Origin of the sequence: Microbacterium kribbense (assembly GCF_039537285.1) — a bacterium.
GTDB classification, from domain to species: Bacteria; Actinomycetota; Actinomycetes; order Actinomycetales; family Microbacteriaceae; genus Microbacterium; species Microbacterium kribbense.
In genome coordinates this window covers 172694-187548 of sequence record NZ_BAABAF010000005.1, presented here as the reverse complement: position 1 = coordinate 187548, position 14855 = coordinate 172694, and the positions used below count along the sequence as shown (strand labels likewise).

The 14855-nt window shown below is 70.9% G+C and carries 10 protein-coding genes; 2 read left to right on the top strand and 8 right to left on the bottom strand.

Annotated elements, in window-relative coordinates; translation table 11 throughout:
* Positions 1-36 precede the first annotated feature (36 nt).
* The 5 genes from ABD705_RS07955 to ABD705_RS07935 form a co-directional block, all read right to left on the bottom strand.
* Positions 37-4560 (bottom strand): type VII secretion EssC family protein, encoded by a 4524-nt coding sequence (locus ABD705_RS07955; protein WP_344782316.1) that lies wholly within the window; start codon positions 4558-4560, stop codon positions 37-39.
* Between the two features lie 24 nt (positions 4561-4584).
* Positions 4585-5823: an RDD family protein gene (locus ABD705_RS07950; RefSeq protein WP_344782314.1), complete on the bottom strand. Its 1239-nt coding sequence runs from the start codon at positions 5821-5823 to the stop codon at positions 4585-4587.
* A gap of 109 nt (positions 5824-5932) precedes the next feature.
* Positions 5933-7540, bottom strand: coding sequence for a bifunctional phosphoribosylaminoimidazolecarboxamide formyltransferase/IMP cyclohydrolase (gene purH / locus ABD705_RS07945; RefSeq protein WP_344782312.1), 1608 nt, complete (start codon positions 7538-7540; stop codon positions 5933-5935).
* A 20-nt stretch (positions 7541-7560) separates the two neighbouring features.
* Complete coding sequence (gene purN, locus ABD705_RS07940; RefSeq protein WP_344782310.1) at positions 7561-8169, bottom strand: phosphoribosylglycinamide formyltransferase; 609 nt, start codon at positions 8167-8169, stop codon at positions 7561-7563.
* Between the two features lie 35 nt (positions 8170-8204).
* Entirely contained in the window at positions 8205-9545 is a 1341-nt protein-coding gene (locus tag ABD705_RS07935; RefSeq protein WP_344782308.1) for a cell division protein PerM, read from the bottom strand.
* Positions 9546-9679: 134 nt separating this feature from the next.
* On the opposite strand from ABD705_RS07935, the gene ABD705_RS07930 reads away from it, so the two are divergent.
* Together ABD705_RS07930 and ABD705_RS07925 are read left to right on the top strand one after the other, a co-directional pair.
* Positions 9680-11143 carry an NCS2 family permease gene (locus tag ABD705_RS07930; protein WP_344782306.1) on the top strand — a complete coding sequence of 488 codons (1464 nt, stop codon included), beginning with the start codon at positions 9680-9682 and terminating at the stop codon, positions 11141-11143.
* 10 nt (positions 11144-11153) lie between these two features.
* Positions 11154-11552, top strand: a complete 399-nt coding sequence (locus ABD705_RS07925) for a VOC family protein (protein ID WP_344782304.1) — start codon at positions 11154-11156, stop codon at positions 11550-11552.
* A 31-nt stretch (positions 11553-11583) separates the two neighbouring features.
* Here ABD705_RS07925 and ABD705_RS07920 read toward each other — a convergent pair whose 3' ends face one another.
* The 3 genes from ABD705_RS07920 to sucC all read right to left on the bottom strand — a co-directional run bounded on the left by ABD705_RS07920 (position 11584) and on the right by sucC (position 14752).
* Positions 11584-12024 (bottom strand): nitroreductase family deazaflavin-dependent oxidoreductase, encoded by a 441-nt coding sequence (locus ABD705_RS07920; RefSeq protein ID WP_344782302.1) that lies wholly within the window; start codon positions 12022-12024, stop codon positions 11584-11586.
* A gap of 638 nt (positions 12025-12662) precedes the next feature.
* Complete coding sequence (gene sucD / locus ABD705_RS07915) at positions 12663-13565, bottom strand: succinate--CoA ligase subunit alpha (protein WP_344782300.1); 903 nt, start codon at positions 13563-13565, stop codon at positions 12663-12665.
* A 23-nt stretch (positions 13566-13588) separates the two neighbouring features.
* Positions 13589-14752: an ADP-forming succinate--CoA ligase subunit beta gene (gene sucC, locus ABD705_RS07910; RefSeq protein ID WP_344782297.1), complete on the bottom strand. Its 1164-nt coding sequence runs from the start codon at positions 14750-14752 to the stop codon at positions 13589-13591.
* Positions 14753-14855 lie beyond the last annotated feature (103 nt).

Sequence of the window (14855 nt, the reverse complement as noted above, 5' to 3'; positions counted from 1 at the left end):
TGGGGACAAATCCCCACCCCGTGCCCGCTGGCGTCCTCACGCCCTCGACGCCGGCACGGCGACCTCGGATGCCTCGGTCAGCGGCATCTGCACGGTCACGGCGCGACCGGCCTGCACGAACAGGCCGCGCCCCTCCGGAAACTCGGTCCGCTTGACCTTCGGGAACGGCACCTTGAAGATCGCGTCGCCGTCGAACGAGTCCGGCTTGAGCACGATGCCCCGCCGGCCCGCCTTGAAGTCGCCGATCAGACCGAAACCGCTCGTGACCTGCGAGACGTCGGCGTCGCCGATGAGGAACTGCTCGCTGCGGTTGATCGCCTGGAACAGCGCCTTCAGGGGCCGCTCCGCCGGTGAGTCGGCGAACTGCGGGACGTCCTCGACCACGACCATGAGTCGCATGCCGAGCGATTCGTCGGCGACGAGGTCGGTCAGCTCGGTGACGAGCTCCTTCGCGTCGTCGGGCGTCGTGGCGCTGCGCACCCAGGGGGCGAACTCCTTCAGCTGCGAGCGGCGGCCGCCCAGGTGGAAGAGCTTGACCTCGGGGTCGAAGCGCACCATCGCCGTGATCAGCGACTTCATCGCCGTGGTCTTGCCCGCCTGCGGGGGCCCGGCGACCACGAACGTACCGACCGGGTCGAAGCCGCGCGCAACGAGGGTGTCCTCGGCGATGCCCAGCACCGGGAACTCGCCGACCCGTGCGGGCAGCTCGGCCGGGTCGAGCCGGGTGGGCAGTGCTCCGATCTCAGGTGCCTCTGCAACGCCCAGCGAACGTAGCTCGGCGGCAAGCTGCTCGAGCAGTTTCGTCTGCTCGGCGACGTTCGGGGTGCCGCCGAGCACCGCGATCTGCGTCTCGAAGCCGTCGACGATCGCCCGTCCCGGCACCGACCGCTCGTCGAGCACGTCCTTCGGGGCGTTCAGCAGCGAGTAGGCGTTCTCGTCGGCCAGCCGCAGCACGACGCGGCGCGAGATGTTCGCGCTGACGGCGGTGGGCACCGATCCCGACCGGTCGGCGGTGGCGACCACGTGCACGCCGAGCGGGCGCCCCTCGCCCAGGATCCGCATGAACACCTGGTAGAACGGCATCCTCGCACTGGTCGACTCCCACTCGCCGCGGAACTGCGGGAGCCCGTCCAGCAGCAGCACGATGCGCGACTCGTCCCGTCCGGTCAGTTCGCGGTACTCGGTCACGCTTGCGGCATTGGCGGCGCTGAACCGCTTGCCGCGGTCATCGAGCACGGCGGCGAGGGTGCGCAGCACGCGCTGCACCCGCTCCGCATCGTCGCCCGGGATGATCGAGCCGACGTGCGGCAGCATCTCCAGGCTCTTCAGCGACCCCGAGCCGAAGTCAAGTCCGTAGACCTCGACCCGCTCCGCACGCCGGCCCATCGCCGCCGAGACGGCCAGCGTGCGCAGCACCGTCGACTTGCCGGAGCCGCTCGTGCCGTACACGAGCAGCGAGCCGTCGCGATCCGGCTCGAAGTACACCGGCTCCTGAAGCTGCCGCTCGGGCACATCGCGCTTGCCGAGCAGAATGGAGCCGGCCTGCCCCGCCGCCAGCTCACGGATGTCGACGGTCGCCTCGACATCGTCCAGCCACGGCCGACGCGGGGCGGGCACGCCGGCCTGTGCGGCCGCCGCGATCAGGGCCGCCACGATCCGCTTCTGGTCATTGGGGCCGGGATCGGCGTCGTGGATGTCGTCGTTGCCGGAACGCTCGAGCTCCCACGGCTGCACCGACCCGAACCGCAGCTCGGCGACGCGCACGTCCGCCTCGGCCACCTCGTCCGTGCTCCACCCGCCGGCGTATGCGGACTGGAACGGCACGAGCCGACCCGGGCCGGTCTTGGCGATGCCGCGGCCGGGGATGCCGGGGTCGAACGTGCCCGCGATCGGGTCGTCGACGACGTCCTTGGAATCCGACTCGTCCGCCATCCGCAGCGCGACGCGCAGGTTGGTGTTGGCGCGCAGGTTGTCCTTGATGACGCCCGCGGGCCGCTGCGTGGCCATGATCAGGTGGATGCCGAGCGAGCGGCCGCGCTGGGCGATGTCGACGACGCCGTCGACGAACTCGGGCACCTCGCCGGCGAGCGCGGCGAACTCATCGATCACGAGCACCAGCGCCGGCGGCGTCTCGGGGTCGCGCCGCTTCTCCATGTCGAGCAGGTCCTTGGCCTTCTTGCGGTTGAACAGATGCTCTCGGTAGTGCAGCTCGGCTCGCAGGCTCGTCAGCGCCCGTCGCACCAGATGCGGACTCAGGTCGGTCACCAATCCCACGCAGTGCGGCAGCTCGACGCAGTCGGCGAACGCCGACCCGCCCTTGTAGTCCACGAACAGGAACGTGACCCGGTCGGGGCTGTGCGCGGCGGCCATGCCCAGCACCCAGGCCTGCAGGAATTCGCTCTTGCCGGCGCCGGTGGTGCCGCCCACCAGCGCGTGCGGCCCCTGGGTGCGCAGGTCGAGGGTCATCGCATCGGTGGCGCCGTGCCCGACGATCGCACGCAGGTTTCCGGCCTTCTTCAGCCGCGGCAGGGTCGCGCCGGACCGGTCGATGATCGTATTGTTCTCGCGCCAGCGGTCCACCGCAGATGACGGGTTGGTCGCGAGCTCGGTTCCCACCAGCGACAGGAACATGACCGAGTTGGGGATGTCGGAGGCGTCCTCGACGATAGTGCTGGCGTCGGTGACCGGCGCCAGGCGCTTGGCGAGGACGGTCATCAGCTCGTTCGAGACCCCCTCGATCGCAGCATCCGTATACTCGACGCCGTTGCGCACGGTGCCCACCCGGGCCTTGTCGAGCCCGGCGCCGACGTCTATGAAGCTGCGGCACACGGCCGGCAGCGCTTCGACGACGGGCGCGACGAACAGTCCGTACACGCCGACGTCGGCACCGCGCTCGAGCACCTGGGTCAGCCGTGCCCGGTCGACGGGCGCGTCGGCGGTGACGATCACCAGGACGGCAGTCTGGCCGGGGTGCGTCGCCTCTTCGGCGGCGCGCTTGACGTTCGTGCCGAACTGCATGGGATGCCAGTCGTCGCCATAGGGCGGGCGCGGCGAGGACGGCGCCGTCGACCGGCGCATCACGAGCTCCTCCAGAGCCGACAGCAGGGCGGTGCCGGTAGATGCCGAGTCCGACAGCGGCAGGTCGCGGAACGGGCTGCGCTCGCTGGTGGTGTGCGGCAGCCACTTCAGCCAGCTGAGCTCGCTCGCCCACCCAGGCTCGGTCAGCGCGACGGTGACGAGGTCGTTCGACGAGTGCAGGCCGAACAGCTGCACGCACAGGCCACGCAGGGCATCCGCCGCCTCGCGCTGGCCGCCTGCGACCCCGATCACGCCTACGCTCTGCAGCGATTCGAGCACCGGCACGCCGTCGATCAGCCGATAGCGCTCCTGCAGCCGGTCGACGCGGTCGACGTACTCCGGCAGCGACTCCGGAGCATCCGTGCGCGCGATCGTCGTGCGCGCGGGTGCCGTGCAGCTGCCCAGCCGCACGGCGAGGAAGTTCCAGTGCTCGGGCCGGCGCGTCCACAGCATCGGGCCGAGCCCCATCGCCTGTTCGAACACCACCGCCACCGGCGGCGCCTCGGCGTTGCGCACCTCGCGTTCGCGCGGCCGCTCGCGGTACAGCTTCTCCTCCAGCTCCTCGAAGGTGCGCTCGAAGACCTCACCTTCCTTGCGCAGCCGCTGACCGACCTGGGTGCGCTGCGACACGAAGTTGCCCAGCAGCATGAGCGGCGACATCGCGACGACCAGCAGCGAGCGCGGATTGTCGGTCAGCACGAACATCGCGATGCCCAGGATCAGCGGGGCCACGAGCATCGGCCACGGGAAGAGCCGGGTGGTGGCCTCCTTGGGCATGCGCGGCTCGGCCAGCTCCGCACCGGCGAAGCGCGGCTCGACGCGCGGGCTGCGGTTGAACATGAGCGTGCCGCCGCGCTCGAGCACCGGATCGTGCACGACCGGCGCGAAGTCCGGCAGCATCTGCACCACGACGTCGCTGTCGCCGAGCACGAAGCGCTGGCCGGGGATGACGCGCAGACGCTGCACGAGCCCGCCGTCGACGACGATGCCGTTCGCGGAGTTGCGGTCGACGACCTCGACGCCCGCGCCGACCTCGATGCGCGCGTGCCGCTTGGAGACGAGCGGGTCGTCGATGACGATGTCGTTGCCCACCGCGCGCCCGATCGTGAACGAGCCCTTCCGCAGCGCGAACTGGTGGCCGGCGAACGGGCCGGCCACCACGTGCAGGGTGGCCACGGCGGGGCCGGCGCCCGAGCGCTCCGGCGTGTACCCGGCACCCAGGCTCGCCACGCTCGCCACGAATCCCGAGCCGATCGGGGCGTCGCCGATGAGCAGGTCGGGATCGAGCATGGTCGCCTCGCCCGACGTGGGGGGCGCGACGCGCAGCGTCAGGACGTCATCGGCCGACGCCGTGGCCAGCCGCGCCGGATCGGTGTCGCAGATCATGCGCGCGACGTCCTGCACGGTCGCGGTCGCGTCGGCGGTCACCACGATGTCGGTGTCGGCACCGTTCTGGCGCTGCAGGGTCAGCTTGAGTCTCATCGGTGCTTCCTCATCGGGTCAGGCTCATAGGTGTCCGGCGATGCCGACCCGGGCGTGTCGATCCCCGAAGCGAAGATCGTCTCCATCGGCCAGGACGGCCGGCCGGCCCGGCACGAGTTCGATCTGGGCCCCGTTGCGCACGATCGCGACGCCGTTGGACGAATGCCGGTCGACGACCGCGAACCCGCCGTCGACGCACAGGATGGCCAGGTGCGTCTTCGAGACCGACTTCGTCTGGTCCACCAGCGGGATCAGCGCCAGGTCGCCGTCGCCGGACGCACGCGCGGGGGCGCGGCCGAGCAGAACGCCTGGCGGCGTGACGTCGATGCATTCGCCGGAATCGAGCACCAGCTCGGCGCGCGGACCGGCTGCGGATGCACCGGCCGGCGGTGGTGCAGACGGCGCAGCCGCCGACGATACGGCGACGGGCGCGATGGGTGCCGTGCCCACCGGAGTTGCGGCGGGCGCGGGCGCCGCACCGCCCGACGTGGCAGGCGCAGCCGGCCCGGCCCCAGCGGTGCGCGGCGCGCCCAGCACGCCACCCGTGCTGCGCGCGAGCGGGAACGGCGTGCGCCCACCGGCATCCTGCGCCGGCGTGGCCAGCGAGGGCAGCGGCACCACGACGTCGTCCAGATCGGTGGCGGCGGCCTTGCGGGCGATCCGCATGCGCTTGTGGTCATAGGGGTTCAGGCCGCGGCGCACGTCCACGAACCAGGTCGCACCGGCAAGGTCCGCCCAGCCGCGGCCGCGGTGCTCCGGGTCCAGCAGCGGCGAGACCATGATCACCAGCACCGGTCCGACGATCGGAACGACGAAGCTCGCCCACAGCACCAGATAGCGCACCACCGCGCCGCGCCAGAAGCCGGGCCGCTCCAGCGTGCGCACATTCACCGACCGCACGCCGGCGATCAGCTTGCCGACTGTGACACCGGCCCGGCCGTGCAGCACGAGCTGCACGACGGTGTACGCCGCCGTCAGCACCCAGGTCGCGGCGAGCAGGACGATCACGAGCAACACGTCGCCGCGGGTGCGCAGTGCGGCCCCCGGGTCGGCCGAGGAGGCGATCAAGATCAGCGCCGGCAGCGCCACGACCGCCGGCAGCAGCAGCAGCACCCCGAGCACGACCTCGCAGGCCGTGGCCAGCACGCGCTGCCCGGTGCGCGCCGGCAGCAGCCCCAGCGAGGCCGCGTACCCGGGGATCGCCCGCCCGCGCTCGTCGAGGCCCTCGACGGCGCGCGTGTCCTGTTCGACCTGCCAGATCACCTGCGGGTCCTCCCTTTTCCCGCATCGACCTTACCGGCCGCGGCCCCTGCCGGCGGACGGCCGCGCTCCGCAGGACGGAACGCGGCCGCGTGCATGGCCGGGCGACGGCTCAGTGGAAGAAGTGCCGCTCGCCGGTGAAGAACATCGTGACGCCGCGCTCGCGGGCCAGCTCGATGGTCTCGTCGTCGCGCACCGATCCACCCGGCTGCACGATCGCCGTCACTCCGGCATCCATCAGCACCTGCGGGCCGTCCGAGAACGGGAAGAAGGCATCGGATGCCGCCACCGCCCCGGTGACCCGGTCGCCGGCCCGCTCGACGGCCAGCTTGCACGAGTCGACGCGGTTGACCTGTCCCATGCCGATGCCGACGGTGGCCGAGTCCTTGGCCAGCACGATCGCGTTGGACTTGACCGCGCGGCACGACTTCCACGCGAAGATCAGGTTCTGCATCTCGCCGCCGGAGGGCCGCTCGCCCGAGACGAGCTGCCAGTTGTTCGCGACGGACTCGATGTCGTCGGGGAACCGGTCGGCGTCCTGCAGCAGCAGGCCGCCCGAGACCAGGCGCACGTCCATCCGCTCCTGCTGCCAGTCGGCGGGCAGCTGCAGCACCCGCAGGTTCTTCTTGAGCGCGAACAGCTCCAGCGCCTCGGGCTCGAAGTCGGGCGCGATGATGACCTCGGTGAAGATGTCGCGCATGTTCTCGGCCATCTTCAGCGTGACCGTGCGGTTGGCGGCGATCACGCCGCCGAACGCCGACAGCGGGTCGCACGCGTGCGCGCGCACGTGCGCGCTGGCGATCGGGTCCAGCGCGTTGGGCGCCGCCACTGCGATGCCGCACGGGTTGGCGTGCTTGATGATCGCCACCGCCGGCAGCACCATGTCGAACGCGGCGCGCAGCGCGGCATCGGCATCCACGTAGTTGTTGTATGACATCGCCTTGCCCTGCAGTGTCGTGGCCTGGGCGATGCCGTGGCCGCCCACGCGCGAGTAGATCGCGGCGCGCTGGTGCGCGTTCTCGCCGTAGCGCAGCGGCTGGATGCGCTCGGCCTTGATGGTCAGGTGCTGCGGCAGGTCCACGCCCTCGGCGAGCGTCTCTTCGGCGAACCATGTCGCCACGGCGCGGTCGTAGTTGGCGGTGTGTGCGAAGGCGCGCGCGGCGAGCTGCTTGCGCTGACCGAGCGTCGTGCCGCCGGCCTGCACGGCCTCGATGATCGCCGGGTAGGACTCGGGCTCGACCACGACGGCGACGTTGGCGAAGTTCTTCGCCGCCGCGCGCACCATCGCCGGACCGCCGATGTCGATCTGCTCGACGACGTCGTCGCCGGACGCCCCCGAACGCACCGTCTCGGCGAACGGGTAGAGGTTGGCCACGACCAGCTCGAACGGCTCGATGCCCAGGCTCGCCAGCTCCTCCTCATGCGACTGCAGTCGCAGGTCGGCCAGCAAGCCGCCGTGGATGTTCGGGTGCAGCGTCTTGACCCGGCCGTCGAGCATCTCGGCGACGCCGGTGACGGCGGCGACATCGGTCACCGCGAAGCCCGCGTCGCGGATGGTCGCACCGGTCGAACCCGTCGACACGATCTCCACACCCGCGCCGGCCAGCGCCTCGGCGAGGGTCAGCAGGTCGGCCTTGTCGCTGACCGACACCAGCGCCCGCCGGATCGGCACGACATCGCGGTCGCGGTACAGAGACGGATCGTGACGGGGGCCGGCCATGTGTTCTCCTCGGTTGTCGTTCAGCGGGGTTGCGGTACGGGGGCGGATGCCGCGGCGAGATCGAGCTCGCCGTCGGCGACGCGCCGCACCACGTCGATGAGCAGGCGCCGTTCGACGAGCTTGATGCGCTCGTGCAGGCTCTGCTCGTCGTCGCCCGGCAGCACGCTGACGCGCTCCTGGGCGAGAATCGGTCCGCTGTCGACGCCGTCGTCGACCAGGATGACACTGGCTCCGGTCTGGGCCACACCCGCGGCCAGCGCATCGCGCACCCCATGGGCGCCGGGGAATTCGGGCAGGTACGCCGGGTGGGTGTTGATGATGCGCCCGCGCCAGGCCGCGACGACCGACGCCGGCAGCAGCCGCATCAGCCCACTGAGCACGATCAGGTCGGGGTTCCACACGCGCAGCTGGGCGGCCAGCTCGGCACCCCACTGCTCGCGGTCGGTGAAGTGCGCGTATTGCACCGTGAAGCTGGGGATGTCGTAGTCGGCGGCGTGGTCGAGCCCGTCCGCTTCGCGGTCGGCGCCGACCACGACGACCCGCGCCGGATACGCGGGTTCTTCGGTTGCTTCGAGCAGGGCCCGCAGGTTCGAGCCCGTGCCCGATATGAGGACGGCGACCGTGAGCACCCGCCCAGTCTACCCGCGCGCGCCCTTCGCTCTTTTCAGGGCTGGGTGCCCCGGAGCAGGCCCGGGTCGATCGGCACCGTGTCGGTCGCATCCTCGGTCGGCGCCGCCGGCGCCGCGGACGGTGCCGCGTCGACCCGGTCGCCGGCGCCGCGCTCGCGCCGCCCGACGACGCTGACGGCGCCCGGCGTCTGCGAGCCCAGCAGCAGGATCGCCGCGCCGATCAGCACCTCGATGCCGACGGCCAGTGCCACCGGTCCCGGGTGCGGGCCCGCCTCGGCGAGCCGGTCCGGTCCCATCGACCCGCCGGCCAGCCACGCCAGCAGCGCCGCGCCGCCCGCGCTGCAGGCTGCCACCGCGACGGCGACGGCGGAGCGCACGCCGTACTCCTGGGAGCCGACCAGCTCCGACATCCGCTGCCGCAGCACCCAGCCGGCAACGGCGCCGGCCGCGATCGGCAGCAGCACGATCACCAGCAGCCACGGCGAGGTCGACGCGGGCAGGGCACCCAGGATCGGCACGCCCGGCACGACGCCCAGCTGCGTGCCGGCGGGCGAGACGGCGGTGCCGACGCCGACGCTGAAGCCGGGGCCGGCGACGAACCCGATGCCCCAGACCACGAGCGTGGGCAGGTACGCGAGCTGGCCGAGCGAGACCACGATCACGCCGATGCCGTCGAGATTGCCGGCCTGATACAGGGCGACGACCTCCCCACCGCGCAGCAGCAGCGCCACCACGACGGCCAGCGACCCCGCCGCGACCAGACCGGTCAGCGCGATGGCGCCGCCGCGCAGCGCCAGGGCGGGCACCTCCGGCCAGCCGCCGGGCAGATCGTGCAGGTACTCGCGCAGCGGGCGCAGGATGCCGGTGTCCTCGTGCCACGCGCAGGCCACGGCGGCGATCAGCGCGGGCACGGCGAACACGAGAGCCGGAAACAGGATCGCCTGCCACAGCGGCGAGACCACCACCGTGTTGCGTGTGGTCAGCGCGATGACCGCACCGATCACCGCGAACACCGCGGTGCCGCTGAGCACGCCGGTCAGCCAGCCGCCGCTGCGGCCGGCCCGCGCACCGGACTGCGCGGCGCGGATCGCCGTGAACCCGGCCAGCGCCAGCGGCGCCACCGACAGCGTGAACGCGGCCGCACCATCGGGGATCCCCGCCACCGTGAGGTATTCGACGGGCAGGTGCACCGCCTGTGGCACGAGATGCCCGAGCTGCCAGACCGCGCCGGTGGCCGGCCACAGCGCCGACCAGTCCGGCGCACCGATGCCCAGCACCCACAGCAGCGTCAGCGGCGCGAGCACGACCGCGACGCCGACGGCAGCGACGATCAGGGCGTCGAAGGCGGCGAGCAGGGCGACGAGAAGGCGATGCATGGGCGCAGTCGAGACTACCCAGCACCGCGGCATCCACCCGCACGGGCGCGCCCGTGGGAGCCAATCGCGGTGATTCCTGAATGGATGCTGTGCAAACGTCCCGGTAACGCTAAGTTTCTCTCGGAGGACCCAACATGAGCACAGCCCCTGCACCCGAAACGACGGCTGAAGCCGAGCGCCCGCCGAAGAACGGGTTCGACCGGTTCTTCGAGATCAGCAAGCGCGGCTCCACCCTCGGCACCGAGATCCGCGGTGGCCTGGTGACGTTCGTGACGATGGCCTACATCGTGATCTTGAACCCGATCATCCTGGGCGGTCCGAAGGACGTCGTCGGCAACGTGCTGCAGGGCCAGCAGCTGGCGGCGGTGACGGCCTTGACCGCCGGCGTGATGACGATCCTGTTCGGCCTGGTCTCGCGCCTGCCGTTCTCGTTCGCCGCCGGCCTGGGCATCAATTCGTTCCTGGCCGTCAGCGTGGTCGGGCAGCTGACCTGGCCCGAGGCCATGGGCCTGGTGCTCATCAACGGTCTGATCATCGTGCTGCTTTCGGCCACCGGGCTGCGGCGGATGATCATGGACGCGATCCCGATGGACCTGAAGATCGCGATCACCGTCGGCATCGGCCTGTTCATCGCGTTCATCGGCACCGTCGACGGAGGCCTGGTCAGCGCCAGCGGCGTGCCATCGCCGCCCGTGGGCCTGGGGGTGGGCGGCTCGATCGCCACGATCCCGACGCTGCTGTTCGTGCTGACCCTGCTGCTGGCCGGCATCCTGATGGCGCGCCGGGTGAAGGCGGCGCTGCTGATCGCGCTGGTGGCCGGCACGATCGTCGCGATGATCATCGAGGCGATCTGGCACCTCGGCGCCAAGAGCGCCACCAACCCGGGCGGCTGGTCGATGGCGATCCCGACGCTGCCGTCGCAGTGGCTGAGCCTGCCCGATCTGGGCCTGGTGGGTCAGGTCGACATCGTCTCGAGCTGGGGCCGCATCGGCGTGATCGCCTGCGTCATGCTGGTGTTCACCCTGGTGTTCACGAACTTCTTCGACGCGATGGGCACCATGACGGGCCTTGCTGAAGAGGCCGGCTTGTCGGACGGCAAGGGCAACTTCCCGCGGCTGAAGTCGGCACTGATCGTCGAAGGTGTCGGTGCGGTCGTCGGTGGTGGCACCTCGGCGTCGTCGAACACGGTGTTCGTGGAGTCGGCGGCAGGCATCGGCGAGGGCGCCCGTACGGGCGTGGCGAACCTGGTCACCGGCGCCCTGTTCCTGCTGGCGATGTTCCTCACGCCGCTGGTGGGAATCGTGCCCAGTGAGGTCGCCTCGGCCGCGCTGGTGGTCGTCGGCGCGCTGATGATGTCGCAGATCCGCCGCATCCACCTCGACCAGATGTCGGTGCTGATCCCGGTGTTCGTGACCATCGTGGTGATGCCGTTCACGTACTCGATCGCCAACGGCATCGGCGCGGGCTTCATCGCCTGGGCCGTCATCCGCAGCCTCTCCGGCAAGGCACGCGAGATCAGCCCGCTGCTGTGGATCGTCGCCGCCGGGTTCGTGATCTACTTCGCGCGCGGCCCCCTCGAGCACATCATCGGCGGCTGAGGGTCAGGCGATGACCGGGCTCACACCGTACCTGCACTTCGACGGCACCGCGCGTGCCGCGCTGACCTTCTACCAGTCCGTCTTCGGCGGCGAGGTCGGGCTGAACACGTTCGGCGAGTTCGGCCGTGACGACGGGCCCGCCGATGCCATCGCGCACGGCATGCTGCGCGGCGCGGTCGAGCTGTTCGCGGCCGACGTCGGGGCCGGCGAGAGCGCGCTGCGCCTGGACGGCGTCATGTTCTCGCTGCTGGGCACCGCGGCGCCGGCCGAACTCGAGCGCTGGTTCGCCGCGCTCGCCGCCGGCGGCGGCACCATCGTCGACCCGCTGCAGCCGCGGCCGTGGGGCGCGCACGACGGTCAGGTCACCGATCGGTTCGGCGTGCCCTGGCTGATCGGCTACGAGGTCTGACCGTGCGGGATGCCCGGGCATCCCGCAGTGGTCACTGCTCGATCGGGTCGAGCACGAACACCGCGATCTTGCGGCTGGTCTTCGTCGCATACTCGGCGTAGGCCGGCCAGGCCGCGACCGCGTACGTCCACCACTGGGCGCGCTCGGCGCCGTCGACCTCACGGGCCAGGTAGTCCTTCGTGACGGCGCCGTCCTGCAGCTCGACGTGCGGGTTCTTGCGCAGGTTCGACCCCCACGCGGGCTCCTTCGGCGCACCGCCCCGTGAAGCGACCACCGCATAGCGGCCCTCGTGCTCGACGCGCATCAGCGCGGTCTTGCGCAGCGCGCCGGTCTTGGCCCCGATCGAGGTCAGCACGATGATCGGCGCCCCCTTCAGAGTGTTCGCGTCGGCGCCCTCGCTCTGCTCGAACTTCTCGGCCTGCGTGCGTGCCCAGTCGGCGGTGCTGGGCAGATACTCTCCACTCAATGGCATGCACCCACGATATCGCCACAAGGCGGGCTGCTCGGCGCGAACGGGCGGGGTGGTGGGCGCGGACGCGCGGTGGCGGGCCGGACCCGCGGTGGCGGGGGGGGGACCCGCGGTGGGCTGGACGCCCGGTGGTGGGCCGGACGCGCAGCGAGGCGCGCTGCGCGGACCGGTGAAGCGGGATGGGTTGTGGCCGCCCGCGCTGGTTTCTGGCATCCGCTCTCGTTCTCGTCCGGGCCAGCTCGCTCGCGCGCCAGTTTCTTGCATTCGCGCACGAAGAAGACGGGCGCGGATGCAAATTTCTATAGCGTGAGCGGATGCCGCGGCCCGGCGGGTGGCCTCGCGCGCCAGTTTGTTGCGCGCGGTAGTTCCGGCGGGTGCCGGGACGCACCGGCGGGGCCAGGCGGCGACGCCCTCCCAGACTTCGGAGCATCCGACGAACTTCGGACCATTCAGGCAGAACATCCGAGGTTGACGCGATCCTCCGAACCCTGTGCGTGCGGCACCCGCCGACGCAGACATCTGCGCCGATCCCGCACGACGCGGGCGGAGGGCTGGATGCCGCATGACGAAGGCCCCGGGGTGGAGCCCGGGGCCTTCGCCTCAATGCTAATACGTGCGCGCCGCATGTGCGGCGCAGCCCGTCAGAGCGCCTGGATGATCGCGCGCATCAGCTCGGCGGTTTCGCTCGGCGTCTTGCCGACCTTGACGCCGGCGGCCTCGAGGGCCTCCTTCTTGGCCTGCGCGGTGCCCGCCGAGCCGGAGACGATCGCGCCGGCGTGGCCCATCGTCTTGCCCTCGGGGGCGGTGAACCCGGCGACGTAGCCGACGACCGGCTTGGTCACGTGCGCCCTGATGTACTCGGCGGCACGCTCTTCGGCATCGCCGCCGATCTCGCCGATCATCACGATCGCCTTGGTCTCGGGGTCGGCTTCGAACGCGGCCAGCGCGTCGATGTGCGTCGTGCCGATGACCGGGTCGCCGCCGATGCCGATGGCGGTCGAGAAGCCCAGGTCGCGCAGCTCGAACATCATCTGGTAGGTCAGGGTGCCCGACTTCGACACCAGGCCGATCGGGCCCGGGCCGGTGATGTTGGCCGGGGTGATGCCCACCAGGGCCTGCCCCGGGGTGATCACGCCGGGGCAGTTCGGACCGATCAGACGGGTCTTGTTGCCCCGCGACTGCGCATACGCCCACGCCTCGGCGGTGTCGCCGACGGGCACGCCCTCGGTGATGACCACGAGCAGCGGGATGTCGGTGTCGATGGCTTCGATCATCGCGTCCTTGGTGAACGCGGGCGGCACGAACGCGATCGACACGTCCGCACCGGTCTTCTCGATGGCCTCGGCGACCGTGCCGAACACGGGCAGCTGGACGGGGTTGCCGTCCTTGTCGACGTGCGAGACGGTGGTGCCGGCCTTGCGCGCGTTCACGCCGCCGACGACCTGGGTGCCGGCCTTGAGCATCAGCGCGGTGTGCTTGGTGCCCTCGCCGCCGGTGATGCCCTGGACGATGACCTTGGAGTCCTTGTTGAGGTAGATCGACATCTTCTGTTCCTTATCTCGTCGGCTCAGGCGTTCGCCAGCTGGGCGGCCTTGTCGGCACCGTCATCCATGGTCGCCGCGAGGGTGACCAGGGGGTTTCCGGCAGCGGCGAGGATCGCGCGGCCCTCGTCGACGTGGTTGCCGTCCAGACGGACCACCAGCGGCTTGGTCGCGGCATCCCCGAGGATCTCCAGCGCCTTCACGATGCCCTCGGCGACGGCCACGCACGAGGTGATGCCGCCGAACACGTTCACGAACACGCTCTTGACCTGCGCGTCGCCCAGAATCACGTCCAGGCCCGCCGCCATCACGGTGGCCGACGCCCCGCCGCCGATGTCGAGGAAGTTGGCCGGCTTGACGCCGCCGTGCTTCTCACCGGCGTAGGCGACGACATCCAGCGTCGACATGACCAGGCCTGCACCGTTGCCGATGATGCCGACCTGGCCGTCCAGCTTGACGTAGTTCAGGTCGTGCTCCTTGGCCTTGGCCTCGAGCGGGTCGGCGGCCGACTTGTCTTCAAGCGCCTCGTGGTCGGGGTGACGGAACGCGGCGTTGTCGTCGAGCGTGACCTTGCCGTCCAGCGCGATGATGTCGCCGGATTCGGTCTGCACGAGGGGGTTGACCTCGACCAGGGTGGCATCCTCGCCCTTGTAGACGTTGTAGAGCCCTACGAAGACGTCGGCGACCTTGGGCGCCAGCTCGGCGTCGAAGCCCGCAGCGGCGGCGATCTCAAGCGCCTTGGCCCGGTCGATGCCGGTCAGCGGGTCGACCTCGATGCGGGCGAGCGCCTCGGGCTTCTCGACGGCGAGCTGCTCGATCTCCATGCCGCCCTCGATGCTGGCCAGCGACAGGTAGGTGCGGTTGGCGCGATCCAGCAGCACCGAGAAGTAGAACTCCTTGGCGATCTGGGCGCCGCCGGCGACCATCACGCGCTTGACGACGTGGCCCTTGATGTCCAGCCCCAGGATCGCCTGGGCCGCCTCGTAGGCGTCGTCGGGCGTCTTGGCCACCTTGACGCCGCCGGCTTTGCCGCGTCCGCCGACCTTGACCTGCGCCTTGACGACGGTCACGCCGCCGAGCCTGGCCGCCGCGGCGCGCACTTCTTCGGGGGTGTCGGCGATGATGCCGGGAAGCACCGGCACCTCGTACTTTTCGAACAGGTCTCGTGCCTGGTACTCGTAGAGATCCACGTGCAATCCTTCGTTGGGACGTATGCAGGGTCATGAGGCGAAAAACGTCTCGACGTCGAGATAAATCGACCAATCACCCAGCCTACTACCGGCACCTGGGTGC

Bases quoted from the DNA above. Each gene is read 5' to 3' on its own strand.
- ABD705_RS07955 (WP_344782316.1), bottom strand. From the start codon at position 4,560: ATGAGACTCAAGCTGACCCTGCAGCGCCAGAACGGTGCCGACACCGAC.
- purH (WP_344782312.1), bottom strand. From the start codon at position 7,540: ATGGCCGGCCCCCGTCACGATCCGTCTCTGTACCGCGACCGCGATGTC.
- ABD705_RS07935 (WP_344782308.1), bottom strand. From the start codon at position 9,545: ATGCATCGCCTTCTCGTCGCCCTGCTCGCCGCCTTCGACGCCCTGATC.
- ABD705_RS07930 (WP_344782306.1), top strand. From the start codon at position 9,680: ATGAGCACAGCCCCTGCACCCGAAACGACGGCTGAAGCCGAGCGCCCG.
- ABD705_RS07925 (WP_344782304.1), top strand. From the start codon at position 11,154: ATGACCGGGCTCACACCGTACCTGCACTTCGACGGCACCGCGCGTGCC.
- ABD705_RS07920 (WP_344782302.1), bottom strand. From the start codon at position 12,024: ATGCCATTGAGTGGAGAGTATCTGCCCAGCACCGCCGACTGGGCACGC.
- sucD (WP_344782300.1), bottom strand. From the start codon at position 13,565: ATGTCGATCTACCTCAACAAGGACTCCAAGGTCATCGTCCAGGGCATC.